The sequence below is a fragment of the Azospirillum brasilense genome (genome assembly GCF_007827815.1).
Lineage (GTDB): Bacteria > Pseudomonadota > Alphaproteobacteria > Azospirillales > Azospirillaceae > Azospirillum > Azospirillum brasilense_C.
The window spans coordinates 71,678-93,376 of record NZ_VITH01000004.1 but is presented as its reverse complement, the minus strand read 5'-3'; the positions used below and the strand labels follow the sequence as shown (position 1 = coordinate 93,376).

General features: G+C 70.0%; 20 protein-coding genes. 2 read left to right on the top strand and 18 right to left on the bottom strand.

Annotation, left to right across the window (positions count from 1 at the left end):
* Positions 1 to 55: 55 nt before the first annotated feature.
* The 13 genes from flgK to FBZ83_RS09360 form a co-directional block, all read right to left on the bottom strand.
* The gene (gene flgK / locus FBZ83_RS09425) at positions 56 to 1,777 is read right to left on the bottom strand and encodes a flagellar hook-associated protein FlgK (protein WP_145682225.1); all 1,722 of its coding nucleotides are present in this window, start codon (positions 1,775 to 1,777) and stop codon (positions 56 to 58) included.
* Positions 1,778 to 1,799: 22 nt separating this feature from the next.
* Positions 1,800 to 2,261, bottom strand: a complete 462-nt coding sequence (locus FBZ83_RS09420) for a hypothetical protein (protein ID WP_145682224.1) — start codon at positions 2,259 to 2,261, stop codon at positions 1,800 to 1,802.
* A gap of 173 nt (positions 2,262 to 2,434) precedes the next feature.
* Positions 2,435 to 2,692, bottom strand: a complete 258-nt coding sequence (locus FBZ83_RS09415; protein ID WP_145682223.1) for a hypothetical protein — start codon at positions 2,690 to 2,692, stop codon at positions 2,435 to 2,437.
* A gap of 14 nt (positions 2,693 to 2,706) precedes the next feature.
* Positions 2,707 to 4,017 carry a flagellar hook protein FlgE gene (gene flgE / locus FBZ83_RS09410; protein ID WP_145682222.1) on the bottom strand — a complete coding sequence of 437 codons (1,311 nt, stop codon included), beginning with the start codon at positions 4,015 to 4,017 and terminating at the stop codon, positions 2,707 to 2,709.
* Positions 4,018 to 4,075: 58 nt separating this feature from the next.
* Positions 4,076 to 4,735, bottom strand: coding sequence for a flagellar hook assembly protein FlgD (locus tag FBZ83_RS09405; RefSeq protein ID WP_145682221.1), 660 nt, complete (start codon positions 4,733 to 4,735; stop codon positions 4,076 to 4,078).
* 365 nt (positions 4,736 to 5,100) lie between these two features.
* Complete coding sequence (argE, locus tag FBZ83_RS09395; RefSeq protein ID WP_145682220.1) at positions 5,101 to 6,258, bottom strand: acetylornithine deacetylase; 1,158 nt, start codon at positions 6,256 to 6,258, stop codon at positions 5,101 to 5,103.
* 127 nt (positions 6,259 to 6,385) lie between these two features.
* On the bottom strand, positions 6,386 to 7,345 hold the full coding sequence (locus tag FBZ83_RS09390) for an agmatinase (protein ID WP_014199764.1): 960 nt from the start codon (positions 7,343 to 7,345) through the stop codon (positions 6,386 to 6,388).
* Positions 7,346 to 7,386: 41 nt separating this feature from the next.
* Positions 7,387 to 7,809: a RidA family protein gene (locus FBZ83_RS09385; protein WP_014199765.1), complete on the bottom strand. Its 423-nt coding sequence runs from the start codon at positions 7,807 to 7,809 to the stop codon at positions 7,387 to 7,389.
* A 113-nt stretch (positions 7,810 to 7,922) separates the two neighbouring features.
* Complete coding sequence (locus FBZ83_RS09380) at positions 7,923 to 10,052, bottom strand: dipeptide ABC transporter ATP-binding protein (RefSeq protein WP_247888237.1); 2,130 nt, start codon at positions 10,050 to 10,052, stop codon at positions 7,923 to 7,925.
* 4 nt (positions 10,053 to 10,056) lie between these two features.
* Positions 10,057 to 10,920 (bottom strand): ABC transporter permease, encoded by an 864-nt coding sequence (locus FBZ83_RS09375; RefSeq protein ID WP_247888236.1) that lies wholly within the window; start codon positions 10,918 to 10,920, stop codon positions 10,057 to 10,059.
* A 1-nt stretch (position 10,921) separates the two neighbouring features.
* Complete coding sequence (locus FBZ83_RS09370; RefSeq protein WP_014199768.1) at positions 10,922 to 11,878, bottom strand: ABC transporter permease; 957 nt, start codon at positions 11,876 to 11,878, stop codon at positions 10,922 to 10,924.
* Between the two features lie 67 nt (positions 11,879 to 11,945).
* Positions 11,946 to 13,448 (bottom strand): ABC transporter substrate-binding protein, encoded by a 1,503-nt coding sequence (locus tag FBZ83_RS09365; protein WP_094303827.1) that lies wholly within the window; start codon positions 13,446 to 13,448, stop codon positions 11,946 to 11,948.
* A 322-nt stretch (positions 13,449 to 13,770) separates the two neighbouring features.
* Positions 13,771 to 15,180 (bottom strand): MmgE/PrpD family protein, encoded by a 1,410-nt coding sequence (locus FBZ83_RS09360; protein WP_145682217.1) that lies wholly within the window; start codon positions 15,178 to 15,180, stop codon positions 13,771 to 13,773.
* A 165-nt stretch (positions 15,181 to 15,345) separates the two neighbouring features.
* Here FBZ83_RS09360 and FBZ83_RS09355 point away from each other — a divergent pair, with 165 nt between their 5' ends.
* Positions 15,346 to 16,302, top strand: a complete 957-nt coding sequence (locus FBZ83_RS09355) for a LysR family transcriptional regulator (protein WP_247888235.1) — start codon at positions 15,346 to 15,348, stop codon at positions 16,300 to 16,302.
* 35 nt (positions 16,303 to 16,337) lie between these two features.
* Here FBZ83_RS09355 and FBZ83_RS09350 read toward each other — a convergent pair whose 3' ends face one another.
* Entirely contained in the window at positions 16,338 to 17,261 is a 924-nt protein-coding gene (locus FBZ83_RS09350) for an AraC family transcriptional regulator (RefSeq protein WP_211101643.1), read from the bottom strand.
* Positions 17,262 to 17,353: 92 nt separating this feature from the next.
* On the opposite strand from FBZ83_RS09350, the gene FBZ83_RS09345 reads away from it, so the two are divergent.
* Positions 17,354 to 18,082 (top strand): SDR family oxidoreductase, encoded by a 729-nt coding sequence (locus FBZ83_RS09345; RefSeq protein ID WP_348982503.1) that lies wholly within the window; start codon positions 17,354 to 17,356, stop codon positions 18,080 to 18,082.
* Positions 18,083 to 18,102: 20 nt separating this feature from the next.
* On the opposite strand, the gene FBZ83_RS09340 is transcribed toward FBZ83_RS09345, so the two are convergent.
* From FBZ83_RS09340 to FBZ83_RS09325, 4 genes are all read right to left on the bottom strand, one after another.
* On the bottom strand, positions 18,103 to 19,017 hold the full coding sequence (locus FBZ83_RS09340; protein WP_145682214.1) for a sigma-70 family RNA polymerase sigma factor: 915 nt from the start codon (positions 19,015 to 19,017) through the stop codon (positions 18,103 to 18,105).
* Positions 19,018 to 19,043: 26 nt separating this feature from the next.
* On the bottom strand, positions 19,044 to 19,379 hold the full coding sequence (locus FBZ83_RS09335) for an antibiotic biosynthesis monooxygenase family protein (protein WP_145682213.1): 336 nt from the start codon (positions 19,377 to 19,379) through the stop codon (positions 19,044 to 19,046).
* A gap of 93 nt (positions 19,380 to 19,472) precedes the next feature.
* Entirely contained in the window at positions 19,473 to 20,498 is a 1,026-nt protein-coding gene (locus FBZ83_RS09330; RefSeq protein ID WP_145682212.1) for an aldo/keto reductase, read from the bottom strand.
* Positions 20,499 to 20,646: 148 nt separating this feature from the next.
* On the bottom strand, positions 20,647 to 21,684 hold the full coding sequence (locus tag FBZ83_RS09325) for an ABC transporter substrate-binding protein (protein WP_145682211.1): 1,038 nt from the start codon (positions 21,682 to 21,684) through the stop codon (positions 20,647 to 20,649).
* Positions 21,685 to 21,699: the final 15 nt, after the last annotated feature.

The window sequence follows — 21,699 nt, the reverse complement described above, 5'->3', positions numbered from 1 at the left end:
GGCCGCATGCGCGGCCGGGACCGCAGTCGCGGTCCAAAGCGGATTGCAATCCGCTTTAGCGGACCAAATTCAGCGCCGTGTCGAACATCTCCTGCACCGCCTTCATGACCGCGGCGGCGGCCTGATAGGCGGATTGCAGGTTGCTGATCGCGGCGGTTTCCTCGTTGACGTTCACGCCGCTCTGCGAGGCCATCGCCGACTCCAGCCCGCTGGCGTAGGAGTCCTGGTCCTCGTAGGCGGTGGCGGCGCGGGTGGCGGCGGTCGCCGCCCCCTGGATGATGGCGCCCGCATACTGGGAGAAGGTGCCCGTCCTCCCGGACAGGCCACCCGCCGTGTCGAAGGACTGCGCCCCGGAGAAGGCCGTCTTCAGCGCCTGCGCCACCGAGCCCTCACCCGCGGACAGCGCCGATCCGCCGGCGGCCAGCGTCGCGGCGGTGGAGAGCGCGCCGGTCGCCAGACGCCCGCTGTCCTGGGCGATCGCGTCGCTCACCCTGAGGTCGGCGGCGCCGGTGCCGGTCAGCAGGTCGTTCAGCCCGAAGCGGGCGGAGAAGCCCTGGCCGTCCGCCCCCGCGGTGCCGTCGCCGCCCAGCGCCACGCCGTTCGCGGCGTTGTCGGCCTGGATGACCAGCCGCCCCTGGGCGTCGAGATGGGCCGAGAGCGAGTCCATGGCGTCGATGGCGTCCACCGCGTCCTGCATGGTGGCGTAGGCGGCGAGGTCGAGGTCCAGAACTTCCACCGCCGTGCCGTCCGCCGCCGTGACGGCGACGCGCAGCGTACCGTTGCCGTTCAGCGCGTCCGTTCCGGCGGCCGTGGCCGTGCCGGTCAGCGCGTTGGGCGGGGGAAAGGCGGTGCCCTGGTTGTGGAGGGCGTTCAGCCTGTCCTTCAGCGTCAGGGCCAGCTCGTCCAGCCGGGCTTGCTGCGCCGGCAGGTCCCTGTCGCGGACCTGGATCAGCCCGCTCAGCGTGCCCGAGGCGACGGAGGCGGTGACGTCCTTGCCGTCGATGGTGATCGGGCCAAAGCTCGTCCCGGCGCCGACCGTGGTGGCGGGCGTGTAGGACAGCCGGTGCACCGCGGAGTCCAGCAGCGACGTGCCGGAGGAGGTGGAGACCCGGACCATGCCGTTGGCGTCGGTCTGGTAGCGGATGTCGATGTCCCCGGCGAGGCTCTTCAGGGCGGTGTTGCGCTGGTCCTCCAGGTCGCCGGTGTCCTGGCCGAGCGCCTTGCCGGTCTGGATGCGGTCGTTGAGGTCCTTCAGCGTGTCGAGCGTGCCGTTGATGCGGGTTACCGTGTCGGCGATGGCGTGGTCGGCCTCGCCACGGAGGTCCTGCACCGCCTTGGCGGTGGAGCGCAGCGTCTCCGCCGCCGCGGTCAGGTCGTCCACCGCCGCCGCCTTGGCGCTGCCGCTCTCCGGGGAGGTCGCCAGCGTGGCCAGCGTCTCGCCCAGCGTGTCGATGACCGAACCGAGCGACGATGCGGAAGTGGTGGCGCCCAGCCGCTCCTGGAAGCGGTCCAGATAGTCGCTGACCGTCCGGCTGAGGCCCAGCCCGGACTGCGCCGACACCAGCGACGTCATCAGATAACGGTCGACCGTGCTGCCGATGCCGGCGACCTCCACCCCGGTGAAGCCGACGGCGGTGTCGCTCGCGGTCGCCTTGGCGGTCTTGCGGGTGTAGCCCTCCGTGCCGGCGTTGGCGACGTTGGCCGAGGCGACCGCCATGCCCACCTCGTTGGTGCGCAGCGCGGAGGTGGCGATGCTGCCGGCGACGCGCAGGGACATGACGGATCTCCTCGGCGGCGGATCAGGCGGTGACGGCGAAGTGCTTCGCCCCGGCCATCCGACCGAGCGCCGCGTAGGAACGCGTCGGGCCGGCGACGGACGCGGCGGCGCGCAGCGCGGCGCCGATGGCCGCCTGCCGGGCCTGCCGGGCCTTCGCCTGCGCTTCCAGCGCGCGCACCGACCGGCCGAGCGGGGCCAGCGCGCCGTCCAGCGCCTTGCGCACCGTCAGCCGGGTTTCCAGCGGCACGCGCTTGCTTTGCGCCGCGGCCAGCGCGTCGCGCAGCGTCCCGGCCTGGCTGTGCAGGAGCATTTGCATGGCGCCCGCCGCCCGCAGGGCGTCCACCGCGCGCCCCTCCTGCGCGGCGCTGGCGGCGCGCTCCGCGTGCCCTTCCAACTCCGCGACGAAGCGGGTGATGACCGCCACCGGGTCCGGGCGGGCGGCGGGCCTGGGAGATGTGGGCGGGCTGTGCGGGGTGGGGAGCATGGCGGGTTTCCTTGATGTGTTCCCTCTCCCCTCTGGGGAGAGGGTTTAGGGTGAGGGGGTTGCGCGTGTGCCGGACAAACCGCCATGCGCACCCCCCTCACCGGCCCTCCGGGCCACCCTCTCCCCAGAGGGGAGAGGGTTGGGAAGGGCGAATGCGGGCATCCGTCGAGGCGTCAGCCGCGCAGTGCGCCGGTGCGGCGGTAGGCGGTGGCGGCGCGCTGGGCGCTGCCGGTCTGGCGGATCGCCGCCTGCACTGCGGCCCGCGCCGCGGCGATGCGCGCCCGCAGGCCCAGCAGGTCGTCGATCAGCGCGAGGCGCTCCGCCGCTCCCGGAACCGGCTGGGACCGGTGACGGTCCACCCGCCGGGCGAGGCGGCGCAGCTCGGCGTCCAGAGCGGCTTCGCCGTCGAGAAGCGGTTGCGCGGGCTGCATGGCTGTCACCGCCGTCAGCGCTTCATGGCGATCAGCGTGTCCATCATGTCCTGCGAGGTCGTGATGACTTTGGAGGCGGCGGAATAGGCCTGCTGGGCGACGATCATGCGGCTGAACTCGTCGGTCAGCTCGACCGTGGAGCTTTCCAGCGCGCCCGCCGTCACCGTCCCGGCCTTGGCGTCGCCCGCCGTGCGGAGCTGGTACTGACCGGCCGCCGCCGTCTGGGTGAAGGTGGTGCCGGTGACGCTTTCCAGCCCGTCGGCGTTGGCGAAGGTGGCGATGGGGATCTGGTAGATGGCCCGCGTCTCGCCGTTGTCGAAGACGGCGCGGACGATGCCGTCCTTGCCGATGGTCGTGCCGGTCAGGGAGCCGGGCTTGTAGCCGTTCTGCGTCGTGGTCTCGACGCTGACCGAGGGCGTGCTGTCGCCCGACGCGTGCTGCGTCAGGCCGTTGTTGCTGTTGGCGGTGCCGAGGTTCAGCGCGACCGCGCTGTCGCCGGCCCCGGTGGTCCATCCGTCGACGGTGAAGGACAGGGCGGACAGGTCGGCGGGGGTCGTCGTTCCGTCGGCGGCCACCGTGGCGGCGGAGGACAGCGTGCCGTCGGTGTTGAAGGAGAGCTGGATGGGGAACCCCGCGATGGTCCCGGTGGTCCGGGTGGAGTCGGAGGACATGACGGGGTCGGAGGCGTCCAACTCCCACGTGTTCTCGCCGGTCTTGGTCCAGCTCAGGGTGATGGAGTGGCTGACGCCCAGGCTGTCGAACATCTCCATGTCGGTGGTGAAGCTGTCGCCGGTGTCCGCGTCCGAGGGCAGGTTGGCGTCGATCCCCATGGTCGAGGTCGCCTTGGGCGTGCCCTTGATGTTGGCGACGTTGACCGGGATGAGGCTGTCCACCGACCCCTTGTTGCCGGCGGCGACGGTGCCGTTGGCGTTCAGCGCCCAGCCGTAGAGATAGTAGCCCTCGCTGTTCGACAGGTAGCCCTGGGCGTCGGTGGAGAAGGAGCCGTTGCGGGTGAAGGCGACGGTGCCGTCCGCCGTCTCCTCCGACACCACGAAGAAGCCCTCGCCGTTGATCGCCATGTTGGTGGAGACCGACGACGACTGGATTTCGCCCTGCGCGCTGACGTTGCGGTAGGTGGTGGCGAGCACGCCGCCGGTCTGCTCGTCGATGGTCGAGGTCTTGTTGATGTAGGAGTTGAAGTTCGTCCCGGTGCTCTTGAAGCCGGTCGTGCTGGAATTGGCGATGTTGCTGGAGATGGAGGCGAGCGCCTTGCTCTGCGCCATCAGGCCGGACGTGGCGCTGTACATCGCGCTGGTGATGCTCATCGTCGCACCTGTCGCAAGAAGGGGGAGGGGGCCGGTGAGGAAGCCGGGAGGGGGCGGCTCAGCTCAGCGACAGCACGTCGTCGGCGGGCACGCTGACGCCGCCGATGCCCAGCGCCGCGCTGGTGCCGGAGGTGTCCACGGAGGTGACCGTGCCCTTGATCCGCGTTTCGGTGGCGACGGCGGCCTTGCTGGAGTCCAGCGCGGTGACGGTCAGGCTGTAGGCGCCCGACGTGTGGACCGCGCCGTCGCGGCCCGTGCCGTCCCAGGTGAAGGAATGGCTGCCCTGGCCGGTGGCGCCACTGTCCTGGTAGACGATGGCCCCGTCCTCGTCGCGCACCGTCAGGGTGACCGACGCGGCCTCGCTGTTCAGCGAATATTCCCAGTTGGCCGCGCCGTTCTGCAGGGCGGTCGTGTCGCCCTCCGCCGTCACCGTCCGCCCGAGATAGCCCAGCGCCGAACTGCCGGTTCCCAGCGCCTGCACCGCCGAGGTCAGCTCGTCCAGCTTGTCGCTCATGGACATCTGCTGCTCCAGCGAGGAGAGCTGCACGAGCTGGCTGGTGTATTGGGCGGTGTCCACCGGGTTGGTCGGATCCTGCACCTCAAGCTGCTTCAGCAGCAGCGTCAGGAAGGACTGGTAGCTGCCGGCCAGCGAGGCCGAGGAGCTTTTGGCGGACGAGGTGGTCGTGACGGTCGAGGAGCTGAGCGAGTCAACCTGCATGGCGGCCTCCGGGATGCAGCCTCCCCGTCGCGGGAATCGGGGATTCCGCGTCCGTTTCGGCGTGATGATCCAGCGTGTGGTCCGGGAGGAGGCGCCGCAGGGCGGAGCGTTGTCCCGTTCTGTGGCTATCCACGGACGGGAACGGAAAAGCTGGCGGACTTTTTTCAGCGCGGCCGGAAAGGCGGTGGGAGAGGCCGCGTGGGGCGAGCCGTCGAGGATGGGTCCGCCGAGATGGGCGGGGCGCACGGCGCTGTGCCGCCGCTGTTCCGTCGCACCATCGGCCCCGATCGTGCGACGGGGAAAAACGGAATCGTCGCTGTTTGGTTTGCTAAGTTTGGATCACGTCCGCCTTGCGGCGGGCGCGGTCAGGCCAGTCGGGCGAGCAACGCATCCAGCATGCGATCGCAGGCGGCCAGCTGGTCCTCGGCGACGAATTCGTCCGGCTTGTGGGCCTCGCCGATGCTGCCGGGGCCGCAGACAACGGTCGGAATGGACAGGCGCCGCTGGAACAGGCCGCCCTCGGTGCCGAAGGAAATCTTGCCAAGGCTGTTGCCGCCGGTGAGCGCCTTGACGAAGGACACCACCTCCGCATCCTCGTCGGTGTCGAGGGCGGGGTAGCTGGACAGCTCCGTGATGTCCACGGCGGCGGCGGGGAAGGCGGTGCGCAGACGCTTCTCCATGGCCTCGGCCTCGGCGCGGACGGCGTCGAGCAGAGGGTCCACCGGGTCCTGCGGCAGGTGGCGGATCTCCATGTCGAGACGGCACTGGTTGGGCACGATGTTCAGCGCGGTGCCGCCCTGGATGACGCCGGCGTGGATGGTGGTCCAGGGCACGTCATAGCCGGCGTCGCGCGCCCCCTCGGTCTGCACCCGCTCCTGAAGGCGGCGCAGGCCGGTGAGCATGTCGCAGGCCATGTGGATGGCGTTCAGCCCTTGCGGGGCGAGGCTCGAATGGCACTCGGCGCCCCGGCAGTCGATGCGCAGCGCCGTCTTGCCCTTGTGGGCGGTGACAACCTGCATCAGCGTGGGTTCGCCGACGATGCAGAAGCGCGGGCGGACCGGCAGGGCGGCCATCATGTCGATCAGGCGCCGCACGCCCAGGCAGCCGACCTCCTCGTCGTAGGACAGCGCGAGATGAAGCGGCTGGCTGAGCGTCCGCCCGGAGGCCCGCTCGGCCAGGGCCATCGCCGAGGCGATGAAGCCCTTCATGTCGGCGGTGCCGCGGCCGTAGAGATTGCCCGCCCGGTGGGTCAGGCGGAAGGGATCGCAGGTCCAGGCCTGCCCGTCCACCGGCACCACGTCGGTGTGGCCGGACAGCAGGATGCCCGGACGGTCGGCCGGGCCAACGCTGGCGAAGAGGTTGGCCTTGCGCCCGTCCTCGCTCGGCACCAGCCGCGTGGCGGCACCGGCCGCCTCCAGCCGCTCCTTGGCCCACAGGATGAGGTCGAGGTTGCTGTCGCGGCTGACCGTAGGAAAGGCCACCAGCCGCTCCAGAATGTCCAGCGTCGCACCCGTGGCGGTCATGGTCCTTCTCCCCTGGTCTTCGATCGGTCCCGGCTTTCATAAGCCGGCGGTGCCACAAGCCGGTGGTGCCGTGGGGACGGAGGCGGCCGTCGGCCGGCCTCCCCCGTTCCTCGTCAGGCCGCTCCGTTTACTTGGCGTCGAAGTAGCCGGCCTGGATGGTCTTGCCGATCAGGTTGCAGATGATGCGGCCGGCGGTGATCGCGGTGATGCCGTTCACGTCCTTTTTGGGGGTGATCTCCACAATGTCCATGCCGACGACGCGGCCCTTCTTCACCAGACCGTGGATCAGCGTGCGGATCTGGGGGTAGGTCACGCCGCCCGGCGCCGGGCCGTTGACGGCCGGCATGATGGTCGGGTCCATGCCGTCGGCGTCGATGGTCAGGTAGTAGCGTCCGCCGTCGGGGATGCGGTCGAGCACCGCCTTCATGCCGACGTCCTGCAACTCCACGTCGGGGATCAGCACGGCGCCGTAGGCCTGGGCCGCCTCGACCTCCTCCGGCCGGGCGCTGCCGGCGGAGCGCAGGCCGATCTGGAAGATCTGGCCGACATGGTCCATCTCCGCGGCGCGGCGGATCGGGCTGGAATAGCCGCCGCGGGCGCCGTTCACATGGTCGCGCCAGTCGAGGTGCGCGTCAATGTGCACGAGCGTGATCGGACCCTGGTCGTCGTAGGCGCGCAGCACCGGGATCGGGATGCCGTGGTCGCCGCCGATGATGATCGGCAACATGCCCTTGGCGAGCATCGCCCGCACCACCGCCTCGGCGTTGCGGTAATGCAGGTCGAGGTCGCGCGGGTTCGCCTTCACGTCGCCGCAGTCCACGACCTTGATGTCCTTCCCGCCGAGCAGCGGACCGCCGATGTCGAAGTCCCAGCGCTCCAGCTGGCGCAGCGCCCGCTCGGTGTAGCGGCGGACCCAGGTCGGGGCGTTGGTCTGGTCGTTGGTCACCTCGTCGATCGAGTAGGGATCGCCGTAGGGGATGCCGAGGATGCCGATGTGGCCGTCGAGCTGGTCGAGATCCGTGCAGATGGGGAAGTCGAGGAAGCTCTGCAGTTCGCGGCGCGGCGGGTTGGTCAGGGTGCTGCTCATGGCGGGCGTTCCAGGTTTCTTCTGAGAAATGCGGGAAGGGATCAGGGGGCGTCGGGGATCACGGCGATGGCGTCGACCTCGACCACCCATTCCGGCCGCGCCAGGGCGCTGACGACGATGCCGGTGGAGACGGGATGGACGCCCTTCAGCCACTTGCCGATGGTGCGGTAGACCGGCTCGCGGTAGCGCGGGTCGGTGATGTAGACGGTGATCTTGCAGATGTGCTCCATCTTCGCGCCGGCTTCGTCCAGCAGCATCTTGATGTTGCTCATGGCCTGCTCGGTCTGGCCGGCGGCGTCGCCGATGGCCACGCTCTCGCTGGTGTCGAGGTTCTGGCCGATCTGGCCGCGCACGAAGACCATCGCACCGCGGGCCACGACCGTCTGGCAGAGGTCGTTGTCCAGCGCCTGCTCGGGATAGGTCTTCTTGGTGTTGAACTTGCGGATGCGGGTGTGGGTGGTCATGGGTCGGTTCTCTCTTGGGTGAACGGATGCGCCGGGCATGGAGAGGGCGTGTCCGGGAAGCCGAAAGGGCCCCCGGCCGTCACGCCGCCCGGAAAGGGTTGCGGATCAGACGGTCAGTGCAGGGCCGCCAGCTCGGGGAAGACCGACGCCCGTTCCGCCAGCTCGGCCAGCGGGATGTGGCAGGCGATGCGGTGGCCGTCGGCCGCCGTCTGCACCGGCGGCGCGCGCTCGTCGCAGATGGCGCCAAGCTTGCGCGGGCAGCGGCCGCGGAAGGCGCAGCCCCCGCCGCCGGGCGGTGCGGTGGAGTCCTCCAGCAGGATGCGCTCCGGTTCCGGCCCGTCCTCCGCCCCGCTCAGCCGCGGCACCGCCGACAGCAGCGCCTCGGTGTAGGGGTGGTAGGGCGGGCGCAGGACCCGGCCGATCGGCCCCTCCTCGCAGATGGTCCCGCCATAGACGACCAGCACGCGGTCGGCGATGTGCGACACCACGGCGATGTCGTGGGTGATGAACAGGTAGGACAGCCCCAGCTCGTCGCGCAGGTCGGCCAGCAGGTTGAGGATGTTCGCCTGCACCGAGACGTCGAGCGCCGACACCGCCTCGTCGCAGACGACGAACTCCGGGTCGGTGGCCAGGGCGCGGGCGATGTTCACGCGCTGGCGCTCGCCGCCGCTCAGCTCGTGCGGGTAGCGGTCGGCGTAGGCGGCGGGCAGGCCGACGCGGGTCAGCAGGGCCGCGATCATCTCCCGGCGCTCCGCCTCGCCCTGGCGGCCGGCGAGGACGAGCGGGCGCTCCATGGCCGCCCCCACCGTCTTGCGCGGGTTGAGCGAGGCGGCGGAATTCTGGAAGACCAGCTGGGCGCGGCGGCGCAGGTCGCGGTCGCCTTCCTTGGCCTGCTTGACGAAGTCGGCGCCGTCGAACAGCACCGTGCCGGCGGTCGGCTCGATCAGGGCCAACAGCGAGCGGCCGATCGTGCTCTTGCCGCTGCCGCTCTCGCCGACCACGCCCAGCACCTCGCCGCGCTGGATGGTGAAGGAGACGTCGTCGACCGCCACCGTGCCGTCGCGGCGGAGCCACGGCAGGATCGACCGGCGCTCGCCGAAGACCTTGCGCAGCGCCTCGACCTGCACCAGCGGGGCGGTGCGTGCCGGAGGCGCCGCCTGCGGCCGGGACGCGGTCGATTCCTCCGGCCAGGGGGTGCCGGCCAGGGCCTCGGCCTTCCAGCAGCGCACGCTGTTGCCGGCGGCGTCCCCGCGCAGCGCCTGGGGCAGGCGGCGGCAGGTCTCCTCGGCGAACGGACAGCGCGGCGCGAAGACGCAGGATTCGGAGGCGCCCGACAGCTTGCTGACCGTGCCGGGGATCGAGGACAGGCGGTGCCGGCGATCGGTGGTGATGCGCGGCAGCGCCGCCACCAGCCCCTTGGTGTAGGGATGGACCGGCCGGGCCAGCACGTCGCGGGTGCGCCCGGTCTCCACGACCTCGCTGCCGTAGAGGACGCAGACCGAGTTGCAGATGCGGTTGACGATGCCGAGGTTGTGGGAGACGAAGAGGGCGCTCAGATGGTGGCTCTCGCACAGGCCGGCGAGCAGCTCGATGATCCGCGCCTCGACCGTGACGTCGAGCGCCGTCGTCGGCTCGTCGAGGATCAGCAGCTTGGGGTCGCAGCCGAGCGCGGTGGCGATCAGCACGCGCTGCTGCATGCCGCCCGACAGCTGGTGCGGGTAGGACTGCGCGATGCGCCGCGGCTCGCGGATGCCGACCTCGGCCAGCAGCTCCTCCACCCGCGGTGCGGCCTGCCGGGGGGTGAAGCCCTTGTGCTGGACCAGCGGCTCGGCGATCTGCCGCCCGACGGTCAGCGCCGGGTTCAGCGAGGTGAAGGGGTCCTGGAAGACCGCAGCGATGCGGTCGCCGCGCAAGCGCCGGCGGTGCGCGGCGGACAGGCGGCGCAGGTCCGTCCCCTCGAACAGGATCTCGCCGCCGTCGATGCGCCCGGCCTCGCCCAGCAGATCGAGGATGGCCATGGCGACGGTGCTCTTGCCCGAGCCGGACTCGCCCACCAGCCCCATGACCTCGCCCGGCCGGATCGCGAAGCTGACGTCGCTGGCGGCGCGCAGCGTGCCGCGCGGGCTGGCGTAGTTGATGGTGAGGTTGCGCACCTCCAGCAGGGCGGACACGGCGGTCGCGGAGGCCGGGGTGGGGGTCGGATCGGGGGACGCGGCGGCGGAAAGGGGCACGAGAGCGGTCATGGGGTCAGTGTCCTCCCGTGTTGCGGGGGTCCAGCACGGCGCGCAGTCCATCGCCCAGCAGGTTGATGCCGATCACGGTGATGCCCATGGCGAGGCCGGGGCACAGCGCGATCCACGGCGCCTGCTCGACGAAGGGCCGGGCCTCGCTGATCATCAGGCCCCAGTCGGAGGAGGGCGGCTGGGCGCCCATGCCGATGAAGCTGAGGGCGGCGCCCAGCAGGATGGCGAAGACGACGCGCAGGCTGGACTCGACCGCCAGCGGCGGCCAGATGTTCGGCAGGATCTCGTGGAACAGGATGTAGGCGGTGCTCTCGCCGCGCAGCCGGGCGGCGGTGATGAACTCCTCCTGCATCAGCTCCAGGGTGATGGCGCGGGTCAGGCGGACCACCTGCGGCACGTAGACGATGCCGATGGCGACGACCGCCTTCCACAGGGCCGGCGGCGTGACGGCCAGGACCAGGATGCCCAGCAGGATGGGCGGGAAGGACATCAGCACGTCCATGCAGCGCATGATGATCTCGTCGGTCCGGCCGCGGCCGTAGCCGGCGACCAGCCCCAGCGGCACGCCGACGAGCAGGCTGATGGCGGTGGCGGCGACGCCCATGACCAGCGAGTTGGTCGTGCCGACGAGGGTGCGGCTGAACACGTCGCGGCCGTACTCGTCGGTGCCGAACCAGAAGTCCGGCCCCGGCGGCTGGAGCCGGCTCATGATGTTCATCTCGTCGTATGGGTAGGGGGCCAGCCAGGGGCCGGCCACGGCGACCACCAGCAGCGGCGCCAGCAGCGCGATCCCGAGGACGAGCGAGGTGGGCCAGCGCTTCGGCGCGGAGCGGGCGGGCGCTGCGGGGGTTTGACTCGCGGCGGTCATGTCAGGCGTTCCCCATGCCATGGCGGATCTTCGGGTTGACGAACGCGTAGAGCAGGTCGGCCGCCAGGTTCGCCAGGCAGTAGGCCGTCGAGATGATCAGGATGGTCGCCTGGATCAGCGGCAGGTCGTGGCGCTGGATGGCGAACAGCAGCAGCCGGCCCATGCCGGGGAAGGAGAAGACCGTCTCGATGACCACGACGCCACCGAGGATCAGGCCGAAGTCGATGGCCAGCACGGTGATGGTCGGCAACAGCGCGTTGCGCAGGGCGTGGCGGACGATCACCACCTTCTCCGGCAGGCCCTTGGCACGGGCGTACTTCACGTAGTTGGTCTGCAGGACGTCGATCATGCTGGAGCGGGTCAGCCGCGCGATGCGGGCGATCAGCATCAGCACCAGTGTGACGACCGGCAGGACCAGATGCGACGCCCAGGGCACGAAGCCGTCGGCGAGCGGCGCGTAGCCGCCGGTCGGCAACCATTTCAGGTAGCTGCCGAAGATCAGAACCAGGACGATGGCCCAGAAGAAGTCGGGAACGGCGATGCCGAGATAGGACACGCCCGAGACCATCTGGTCGGCCATGCGCCCGCGGCGCACCGCGGCCAGGACGCCGGCGCCGATGCCGATCACCGTCACCACCGCCAGCGCCACCACCGCCAGGACCAGGGAGCGGCTCAGCGCCTCCATCAGGATGGGTGCCACCGGCTGCTCCAGAACCAGTGAGCGGCCGAGATCGCCTTGCAGGATGCCGGCGGCCCAGCGGCCGTACTGCACGATCAGGGGCTGGTCGAGCCCGAGCTTGACCGTGATGGCGTCGATCACCTCTTTCGAGGCGAACTGCCCGGCGATCATCGACGCGACGTCGCCCGGCATCGCCTGCGTCACCAGGAAGACGAGGATCGACATGACGACCAGCACCATCGCCAGATAGGCCAGCCGGGTGAGTGTGTAGAGGAGCATGGAAAGAGCTTCCCTTGGCCCGGGGCCGTCGGGAGCGCGGCGGGCGCTCCCGACGCCGTCGACGGCGCTACTGGCCGACCGAAACGTTGCGCAGGTCGAGGAACATCATCGGGTGGGAGGTGAAGCCCTGCACCCGCGCGCTCACGCCGTTGACGTGGTTGATGACGTAGGGGATGACGCCGGGGGCATCCTGGACGGCCAGCGCCTGCACCTCACCGTACAGCTTCTTGGCCTCCTCCTCGCTGGACGCCTGACGGGCGCCGTCGAGCAGCTTGTCCATCGCCGGGTTGGCGTAGTTCCACAGCGCGGCGTTCCACGACCCGCGCGAGTGGTACCAGGGGTAGACCGAGGTATCGATCGTCGGGCGGCTGAAGAAGCCGTCGATGTAGAAGCCCGCCTTGCCTTCGATGTCCTTCAGGAAGACGTCGAAGGGCACGCGCTGCACGTTGACGGTGATGCCCGCCGGCTTCAGCAACTCGCGGACCGCCAGCCCCAGACGCTCGCGGGTGGCGCGGCCGGCCGGGGTGTAGAGCGTGACCTCGAAGCCGTTGGGATAGCCGGCCTCGGCGAGCATCTTCTTCGCGGCGGCCGGGTCGCCCTTGGCGATCGGCAGATCCTTGTTGAAGTAGGGGTGGCTCGGCGGGATCGGCGAATGGGTCGGCGTGCCGTAGCCGAACAGGGCGATCTGGGTGATCGCCTGCTTGTCCAGCGCGGTCGCCACGGCGCGGCGGACGCGCACGTCGTCGAACGGCTTGGTCGTGCCGTTCATGATCACGCCGTCCCAGGTGGAGGTCGGCACGGCTTCGGCCTTCAGGTTGGACGTCGCCTTGACCTTGTCCACCGCCTCCGGCGGCAGGTTCCAGGCGAGGTCCAGCTCACCCGTGGTCAGCGCCGCCACCTGGCTGGCCGTCTCGGGCAGGATGCGGATCACCACCTCGTCCAGCTTGGGCAGGCCGGCCTCGAAATAGGTCGGGTTGCGCTTCACCACCATGCGGTCGCCGGGCGCGAAGGAGACAAACTGGAAGGGGCCGGTGCCGACGGGGTTGGAGGCCAGCGTGTCGAGGGCGTCGCGCGGCACGATGCGGGCCTGACGCTCGCCGAACAGCTCCGCGAAGCCGGAATAGGGGGACTTCAGCGTGAATTCCACCGTGTGGGAATCCACCGCCTTCATCGACTCCACGATCTCGAAGTTCACGCGGGCGGTGGAGCCGGTCGCCTTGTCCTGGATGCGGGTGATGGTGGCGAGAACGTCCTCGGCGTCCATCTCGCGGCCGCTGTGGAACTTCACGCCCTTCTTCAGGAAGAAGGTCCAGGTCTTGAGGTCGGCGCTGTGCTCCCAGCGCTCGGCGAGGTCGGGCTTCAGCGTCATGTCGGCGGCGATCGCCGTCAGGCCGTTGAACAGGAGGTAGGCGGCCACATACTCCTGACCGCCCTTCATCTTGGCAGGGTCGAGGGTGTTCAGGTTCGAATCCACCGCCACCTTGAGCGTGCCGGCGGCCTGCGCGGACAGTGCCGTGCCGGAGAGGAGGAAAGCCGAGAGCACAGCCCGTGCCACCAACCGTTTCACCATGATGAAGCCTCTCTGCTTGCGGGGTCCGTTGTGGACCTTGGTTCCTGTTGCCTCGACGCTCTCACAGACGTGTCATGAACGGAACGACCGAGGACGCGCCGTCCGGTGGTCCAGGGTATGCCTAAAAAACACTCATTATTGCGGATGCGAGCGGGATGCCCGATTTTCGACCACAGACAAAGTCCGGATTTCTCCGCCGGGATTTGGTTCGTCCCGCCGATAATCATGCCTAAAAATTAGGCTCGCTTGCCGACGGTTGTCCCGTACCATGAATGTTTTTTGTCGGCACCATGAATGCATCCGTATGGTATCGGAATGGGGATCAGTCCGTGCCGCCCTCCAGCAGCCCATCCAGGCCGGGCAGGGTGTCAATTGCCGACAGGTGCCGGTGGAGCCGTTGCGCCGCCGTGGGTCCGATGGCGCGGTCGGCGCAGGCGAGGAACTTCGCGGCGTGGGCCTCCATCGACAGGGGGCGGGCGACGGTGCCGCGCGCCGAGGCGCAGAAGCGGCGGACGCTTTGCCCCGTGCGGGTCTCCACCGTCACGTCGGCGCCTTCTGGGGCGCCTTCCGGGGCCAGCCGCGCCCGGTCGGGATCGGCGTTCCAGCCGGGATCGGGCCGCAGGCTCACGCGCTCCATCGCCGCGCGCAGGCGCCGGTCGGCCAGCGTCGGCCCGCTCAGATGATCCAGAGTCAGGTCGCCGTGCAGCATCACGCAGGCCACCGCGAAGGGCAGGCTGAAGCGGGCTTCGCCGGGGGTGGCGGGGCGATCGTAGGTGAGGTTGGCGGCCACCACCGGCGGCACGACGCAGCGCACCGCGGTGATGTCCGATGGGTCCAGCCGGTGCTCCGCCATCAGGTCGCGCACCGCGTCGGCCGCGGCGTGTGAGGACAGGCAGACCGGATAGGCCTTGGTGTCGATGCCGGGGTCGAGCAGGTGCCACCGCCGGCCCAGCTCGTCCAGCGCCGTGACGTCGAAACGGCCCTGCGCCACCAGCCGGGCGAAGCCGCGCGGGTCCTCGACCACGCCGTGCGGCACCGCCCCGCCGCGCATCGCCAGACGCGCCGCGCGCAGCCCGTTCGCGGCGGCCTGGGCGGCCAGCAGCGGTTTGGCGCCCGTGCCGAAGCAGGCCCGCAGGCCGCCGGTCCCGCAGAGCGCGAAGGCGATGGCATCGGCGGCCCGGTCGCCGTCCAGCCGGAAGGCCTTGGCCGCCGCCGCCGCGGCACCGACGGTGCCGAACAGCGCGGTGGTCCACCAGCCGGCCTCGTACACGCCGTTGCCGAGGGCGATGGCCAGCGCGTATTCCGCCTCCGACCCGGCCACCACCGCGGTCAGCAGATCGGCCCCCGTCCCGCCGGCGGCCTCCACCGCGGCCAGGGCGGTCGGCACCACCACGGCGGAACCGTGGACGAAGCCGGCGTAGCAATTGTCGTCGAAATCCAGCGCGTGGGCGGCGGTGGTGTTCGCGAAGGCGGCCCCCTCGGCGCACAGCCGCCCGCCCCCCAGCAGGGTGCACGGACCGGCGGCGTAAATGTCCAGCGCTTCCTCCCGCGCCATGCGGGCGGCGTCGGCACCGGCACCGGCCAGCGCCACGCCCAGCGTGTCGATGATGCAGCTGCGGCCGACCGCGGCGACTGCCTCGGGAATGCCGCCCCGTTCCAGACCGGCCAGCCAATGGCCGATGAGCCGGGCGGCGGGAGGGGCAGCGGGAGGGGCGGTGGGAGAGGCGGTCATGGCGGAACCTCGCGCGGATGGGGCGGACGATCCGGCAAGGCTGCCAGCGCCCCTCGTGCTCCGTCAGGTCAAGAAAGGACTTTCATGATCGGGATGAATTGGATTCATAATGTGGCACCCCTCGGGCACCACCGCGCCCGCCGACCGACGGAACCCGCCACCCCCATGCGCCACCGCGACTTCGACCTGGATTCCCTTGAAGTGTTCGTGACGGTGGCGGAGCTGGGCAACATGACCCGCGCGGCGGGCCAGCTGGGGCTGACCCAGTCGGCCGTGTCGCACGTGGTGCGTCAACTGGAAACCGCCTTCGCCACGCAGCTGTTCGACCGGAGCATCCGGCCGATGGCGCTGACCGCCTCCGGCCACCGGCTGTGGCACTGGAGCAAGCGGATCCTCGGCGACGCCCGACAGTTGCCGGCGGTGATCGGCGGCAAGGACACGCTCTTCGTGCCGGAGCTGCGGCTCGGCTGCATCGACACGCTGGCCGCCCCCTTCATGCCGCGGCTGCTCCAGCAGCTGCGCGACAGCGTGCCGTCCTTCAGCATCGCGGCGGGGCTCAGCCGCCAGCTGCGGGAGCAGTTCATGGCCCGGCGCCTGGACGTCATCTTCACCAACGAGTCCTTCGACGACCTGGATCAGGTGGACAGCTTCCGGCTGCTCAGCGAGCCCTTCGTGCTCCTGGTGCCCCGCAGCGCGCCGGATGTCGCCGACGAGGCCGGGCTGCGCGCGCTCTCGCAGGCTTTGCCGCTGATCCGCAACACGGTGGACAGCAGCCTGGGCCGGATGGTGGACCAGCATTTGCGCCGGCTGGGCATGGAGATCCCGCGCAGCTTCGCCTTCGACGCCGTCGACACCATGATGGCGATGGTGGCGGAAGAGATGGGGTGGAGCCTGCTGCCGCCGACCGCGCTGGTGAAAAGCCGCCAGCATCTGGGGCGCCTGAAGGTGCTGCCCTTCCCGGCGGCCAGCTTCCGCCGGTCCGTCTTCGTGGTCGCCCGCAAGGGCGAGCTGGGGGCGCTGCCGGCGCGCATCCACAAGGCCGGCCGCGGCATCCTCACCCAGGGCTATTTCACGGACGTGCTCGCTTCCTCGCCCTGGCTGAAGCCGATGATCAGCCGCTGACGGACAGCGTCTCCGCCGCTCCGCTCATCCCGACTTCATCCGTCGGCGCGCGGCCGGCTCCCGCCGTGGCGCCGGCCCCCGGGCGCGACGCCGAAGGAGCGGCGGAAGGCATGGCCGAAGGCGCTCTGCGAGCTGTATCCGACCGTGCTCGCGACGCTGGCGACGTCGGCGCCGGGCCGCCCCAAGGCGGCGCGTGCGCGGGTGAGACGCCAGGCCCGCACATAGGCCAGCGGCGTCTGCCCCACCCGGCGGGTGAACTGCGCGGAGAAGGCGGCGCGCGACATGCCGGCGACCGCGGCGAGCTGCGCCACGGTCCATGGCCGTGCGATGTCGTCGTGAATGGCGCGCAGCACCCGGCCGAGGCGGGGGTCGGACAACGCGCCCAGCCAGCCCATCCCGACGGCCTCGCCACCCGCCGCATGGGCGCGGATCGCCTCCACCAGCAGCACGTCGGCGAGGCGGGCGGTCACGACCCCATGACCCAGAGGGGCCCGCTCCATCTCGTTCCCCAGCAGGGCGAGGATCGTCGACACCGGGCCCGATCCGGGGGAGGACTGCGGGATCAGCAGGGCTTCCGGCAGCATGTCGAGCAGGAAATCGGCGTTCCCGTCGGCGAAGGAGACGCTGCCGCCGATCGCGATCATGGCGTTTCCGCCAAGCCGCACGGTGTCGCGCCCGGGCATGCCGAAGAGGCTCTGGCCGTCGGTGCGGGGCAGGGCCGGATCGCTGGCGACGGCGTAGGGCGTGCGTCCGATGAGGCAGACGTCCCCGGCGCCCATCACGCGGGGAGGGTGGCCCGGGAGGATCAGCCAGCTCGTGCCCTTCAGCAGCGCCACGAACTTCAAGCGGTCGAGCGCCGGGAACCCCAGCGCCCAGTCGTTCGCGGCCTCCAGCCGGGTCAGCCGGCTGACCCGGGGGCCGAGGACGTCCAGGACGTCCGACAACGGATCGGCAGCCAACCAAGACGATCGCGACAGAACCACGGACCCTCTCTTACCGATGATCTTGCACCATGCCTGAACTGAGTGTGCGAGGGAGAAAGGCAATGGGCATGGACGGCAAGGTCGTGGTCATCACCGGCGCGAGCAGCGGCATCGGCCGCGCCACCGCGATGCTGCTGGCCGAACAGGGGGCGTTCGTGGTCCTGGGCGCCCGCCGGGACAGCGCGCTGGCCGATGTGTCGGGCGCGATCGCCGCGGCCGGCGGCACCGCCGTTCACAAGGTGACCGACGTTCGCCGGCGCGACGATCTCGAAGCTTTGGTCGCTCTTGCCGTCGAGCGGGGCGGCCGGGTCGATGTCCTGGTGAACAGCGCGGGGATCGGTCCGATCTCGCGCTTCGACGCGCTCCGCGTCGAGGATTGGGACGCGATGATCGACGTCAATCTGCGCGGGACGCTGTATGGCATCGCCGCCGTGCTGCCGCTGTTCCAGCGTCAGAAATCCGGCCACGTCATCAACATCGTTTCGACCGCCGGCCTCAAGATCCTGCCCACCATGGGGGTCTATGCCGCGACGAAGAACGCGGTGCGCACCGCCACCGAAGCCCTGCGTCAGGAGGCCGGACCGCATCTGCGGGTGACCGAGATTTCTCCGGGCTTCGTCGCAACCGATTTCGCAGCCTCCATGACCGACCCCGCCATCCGGGAGGCGATGGCGAAGCGGGCGGCCACGGTCTCGATCCCGCCGGAAGCGATCGCCCGCGGCGTCGTCTACGCCATCGAGCAACCGGATGACGTCGATGTCGGCAGCGTCGTGATCCGGCCGACGGCCCAGGACTGAGCGCCGACTGGCCAGGAGCGTCACACCGTGACGCGCATCGCCGCCGCATCGGCGGGGGCCTTCCGATGCATCGAAGCGCCGTCCACACGCCGCAGCTTGTCCGGGTTCCTGGTGATGTAGAGCGCGACGATCCTTCCCCGTTCGATTTGCAGGGCGGTGGTCTGCACGATTCCGCCGCCCTCCACGGATAGGAAACCGGGGAGGCCGTCGATGACGGCGTAGCGCAGGAGACGGGACGGAGACCGCTCGAACTCCTGCGCGAGCTGGGCGTGCCGGGCCATCACCTCCTCGATTCCGATCAGCGGGCGCTGCGAGGCCGGCACCTTGCCGCCGCCGTCCGTGCGAGCGGCCACATCGTCGGCAAGCAGCAGGCGCAGCCGGTCCAGGTCGCCATGACGCGACGCGGTGAAGAAGGCGGCGGCGATCTCCAGCCCCTGCTCCTTCGTCACCGGGAAGCGCGGGCGGGCCGCCCGTATGTGGTCGCGCGCCCGGCTGGCCAGTTTGCGGCAGGCCGCGGCGTCGCGGCCTATGGCGCTGGCGACGTCGTCGAAGCCCATCCCGAACACGTCGTGGAGCAGAAAGGCCGCCCGCTCCAGCGGCGACAGACGCTCCAGCGCGATCATCAGGGGAAGCGTGATGTCGTCGATGGCCTCCATTTCCTCCGCGTCGACGATCGGTTCCGGCAGCCACGGCCCGACGTAGGTCTCGCGCCGGCGCCGCGCCGATTTCAGCTCGTTCAGGCAGAGGCGCGTGACGATGGTGTGCAGCAAGGCCGCCGGCTGCCGGACCGTCTCAGGGTCGGTCGCCAGCCAGCGGAGATAGGCATCGTGAACGACGTCCTCGGCGTCCGCCACCGATCCGAGCATCCGGTAGGCGAGCCGGACGAGGCGGGGGCGAAGGGCGGAGAAGGGCGGGTCGGCGGGGGCGTCGGTCATGGTCCTGCGGCCTCGTCATGCCTTCGTCAGTCCGCGTGAACGGTGCTGACCCTGTAGAGGCTCGGCGCGACCGATGTCGCGAGACCCGCGAACCTCCTGAGTTGCTCCTGCGTCTCGGGCTTCCTCATGAATCCCTCGAAGTGCTCCCTGGAGGCCCATTGGGCGTAGTTGACGACCGTCTTCCCGTCGAGGCTGCTGTGGACGCTGACCGACAGGAAGCCGGGCTGGTGGCGGATGGTGCTTTCGGTCGCTTCCGACAGCGCCTTCGCCAGGTCGGCCTGCTTCTCCGGCTCGACCTCGTAGATGTTTATCAGCGTCAGGCACGAGGACCGAGGATCAATCACCGCTGTGTTCTTGGCCATCGTCGTCTCCCTTGAAGGTTCAGCAACGAGGGGGATGACAAGGCCCGCCCCCGGACTGTGACATCCGGGGCGGAAAAAATAAGATGCGGCGGCCTACGATCCGGAAGGTGCGGTGGTTCGGGCGGGGCGGCCCTCGATGGGGTAGGCGGGGTCGTTGTAGCCGGGAGAGGAGGGATGTCCGGTCGTCACCAGACGGTCGACCAGCGCCTCGTCCTCGGCGGTGAAGGTGTAATCCAGCGCGGCGAGGTAGGCGCGCCATTGCTCCTCGGTGCGCGGCCCGGCGATCGGAGCGGTGACCAGGCGATTGTTGAGCACCCAGGCGACGGCGAACTGCCCCGGCGTGATGCCACGAGCCTCGGCGTGACGCTTGATCTCCTGGGCGATCTCCAGGCTTTCCGGGCGCCATTCGGTGTTCATCATGCGCCGGTCCTTGCGGCCGGCGCGGGTGTCGGCGGAGGGCTCATCCCCCGGCCGGTACTTGCCGGTGAGCACGCCGCGGGCGAGCGGGCTGTAAGGAACCACCCCCAGCCCGTAATGGCCGCAGGCGGGCAGGATCTCGACCTCCGGCATGCGGTTGAGCGCGTTGTAATAGGGCTGGCAGGCCACCGGCCGGTCGATGCCCAGAACGTCGCACAACCGGCAGATCTCGGCGATGCGCCAGGACCGGACGTTCGACACGCCGAACGCGCGGATCTTGCCGCTGCGGATCAGGTCGCCCAGAGCGGCGACGGTCTCCTCCAGCGGGGTGTCGGGGTCCTCGCGGTGCAGATAGTAGAGGTCGATCCAGTCCGTGCCCAGCCGCCGGAGGCTCGCGTCGCACGCCACGTTCAGCCGGCGCCGCGAGAGGCCCCGCTGATTCGGGCCGGGGCCCGTGGGGTTGCCGACCTTGGTCGCCACCACCCAGCGCTCGCGGTCGCCCTTCACGGCGCGGCCGACGATCTCCTCCGAGCGGCCGTCGTTGTAGACATCGGCGGTGTCGATGAAGTTGATGCCGGCCTCTGCGGCGTGGGCGATGATGCGCCCCGCCGTCGGTTCGTCGGTGGGGCCGCCGAACATCATGGCGCCGAGGCAGAGCGGCGACACCTTCACGCCGCTGCGGCCGAGCTTGCGGTAGTTCATCCTTGCCACCCTCCCGTTGTGCTGCTTTGGCCTGAGATGGCCCGCGTTTCCCCATCATCGGAGCCGTCCGTCATCCCGGACGAAGCAAGCTTAGCCGACCTTGCGGGAAACGGGGACCATCTCATCCCGGCCGGGCGGTCTTCGGCGATCAGTCGGCCTTGTAGGCGAGCTTGCGGTCGGCCGCCGGCGGCAGGAACTGGCGGGTGAAGACCTGTTCCGGCTTGGGTGTGGCGGTCAGCTGGTAGCCTTCGACCATGATGCCGATCGAGCGGGCGAGGCGGGCGTCGTCCACGTCGCCGAGGCCGAGGCGGTCGACTTCGGGCGAGAGGATGAGCTGCTCGTAGGAGAACTTCATGCGGGCACGTTCAAGCTCCTCCTTGGCCAGATTGTCGTAGGCGAGGACCGCCTTGACCCCGGCCTCGGCATTCACGCCGATCTCCACCGCCGCCTTGTTGACCGCGCGGACGAGGCCGGCCACGGCCGCCGGGTTCTCCTTGACCAGCTTCTGGGAGACCATCATGCCGTTGGAATAGAGGTCGAGGCCGAACTCGCCGAACAGCAGCCAGTTGTAGTCCTTGGCGGGGTCCTGGCGGTTGTTGATCAGGTTGAACCAGCTGGTGATGTTGAAGACCAGGGCGCCGTCGATGTCGCCCTTGATCAGCATCGGCTCCTGCAGGTTCGGCCCCATGTTCTCGATGGCGACCTTGGTCATGTCGACCTTGTTGAGCGTGCCGAGCACGGTGACGAGGCGGGTGGTCGGGGTGCCCTGGGCGCCGCCCAGCTTCTTGCCGACGAGATCGGCGGGCGTCGTGATGTTGGTCGCCTTCTTCGAGACGATGGCGAAGGGCGGCTTGTTCCAGAGCTGATAGACCATGATCGGAACCTCGCCGGGGCGGGTCGCCGCGTTCTGGATGATCGCGTTGATGTCGCCGAAGCCGGCGTCGTAGGCGCCCGACATGATGCGGGTCACCGTGGCCGCCGACCCTTCGCCCTGGTCGATGGTGACGTTCAGCCCCTCGGCCTTGAAGTAGCCCTTCTGCTGCGCCAGCAGGAAGGGCGCGTCGGAGCCCTGGGTCTTCCAGCCGAGCGTGAACTTGATGTTGGTTTCGGCCAACGCCGGCCCGCTCAGGCCCGGCCCACTCAGGCAAAGACCGAGCGCAAGCGTCGAGAGAAGCGTTTTCAACATGGGAGGCTCCGTTTC

What these genes read in the sequence shown, in the direction of transcription:
- flgK (WP_145682225.1), bottom strand. Translation starts at nt 1,777, where the DNA reads ATGTCCCTGCGCGTCGCCGGCAGCATCGCCACCTCCGCGCTGCGCACC.
- FBZ83_RS09420 (WP_145682224.1), bottom strand. Translation starts at nt 2,261, where the DNA reads ATGCTCCCCACCCCGCACAGCCCGCCCACATCTCCCAGGCCCGCCGCC.
- FBZ83_RS09415 (WP_145682223.1), bottom strand. Translation starts at nt 2,692, where the DNA reads ATGCAGCCCGCGCAACCGCTTCTCGACGGCGAAGCCGCTCTGGACGCC.
- flgE (WP_145682222.1), bottom strand. Translation starts at nt 4,017, where the DNA reads ATGAGCATCACCAGCGCGATGTACAGCGCCACGTCCGGCCTGATGGCG.
- FBZ83_RS09405 (WP_145682221.1), bottom strand. Translation starts at nt 4,735, where the DNA reads ATGCAGGTTGACTCGCTCAGCTCCTCGACCGTCACGACCACCTCGTCC.
- argE (WP_145682220.1), bottom strand. Translation starts at nt 6,258, where the DNA reads ATGACCGCCACGGGTGCGACGCTGGACATTCTGGAGCGGCTGGTGGCC.
- FBZ83_RS09390 (WP_014199764.1), bottom strand. Translation starts at nt 7,345, where the DNA reads ATGAGCAGCACCCTGACCAACCCGCCGCGCCGCGAACTGCAGAGCTTC.
- FBZ83_RS09385 (WP_014199765.1), bottom strand. Translation starts at nt 7,809, where the DNA reads ATGACCACCCACACCCGCATCCGCAAGTTCAACACCAAGAAGACCTAT.
- FBZ83_RS09380 (WP_247888237.1), bottom strand. Translation starts at nt 10,052, where the DNA reads ATGACCGCTCTCGTGCCCCTTTCCGCCGCCGCGTCCCCCGATCCGACC.
- FBZ83_RS09375 (WP_247888236.1), bottom strand. Translation starts at nt 10,920, where the DNA reads ATGACCGCCGCGAGTCAAACCCCCGCAGCGCCCGCCCGCTCCGCGCCG.
- FBZ83_RS09370 (WP_014199768.1), bottom strand. Translation starts at nt 11,878, where the DNA reads ATGCTCCTCTACACACTCACCCGGCTGGCCTATCTGGCGATGGTGCTG.
- FBZ83_RS09365 (WP_094303827.1), bottom strand. Translation starts at nt 13,448, where the DNA reads ATGGTGAAACGGTTGGTGGCACGGGCTGTGCTCTCGGCTTTCCTCCTC.
- FBZ83_RS09360 (WP_145682217.1), bottom strand. Translation starts at nt 15,180, where the DNA reads ATGACCGCCTCTCCCACCGCCCCTCCCGCTGCCCCTCCCGCCGCCCGG.
- FBZ83_RS09355 (WP_247888235.1), top strand. Translation starts at nt 15,346, where the DNA reads ATGCGCCACCGCGACTTCGACCTGGATTCCCTTGAAGTGTTCGTGACG.
- FBZ83_RS09345 (WP_348982503.1), top strand. Translation starts at nt 17,354, where the DNA reads ATGGACGGCAAGGTCGTGGTCATCACCGGCGCGAGCAGCGGCATCGGC.
- FBZ83_RS09340 (WP_145682214.1), bottom strand. Translation starts at nt 19,017, where the DNA reads ATGACCGACGCCCCCGCCGACCCGCCCTTCTCCGCCCTTCGCCCCCGC.
- FBZ83_RS09335 (WP_145682213.1), bottom strand. Translation starts at nt 19,379, where the DNA reads ATGGCCAAGAACACAGCGGTGATTGATCCTCGGTCCTCGTGCCTGACG.
- FBZ83_RS09330 (WP_145682212.1), bottom strand. Translation starts at nt 20,498, where the DNA reads ATGAACTACCGCAAGCTCGGCCGCAGCGGCGTGAAGGTGTCGCCGCTC.
- FBZ83_RS09325 (WP_145682211.1), bottom strand. Translation starts at nt 21,684, where the DNA reads ATGTTGAAAACGCTTCTCTCGACGCTTGCGCTCGGTCTTTGCCTGAGT.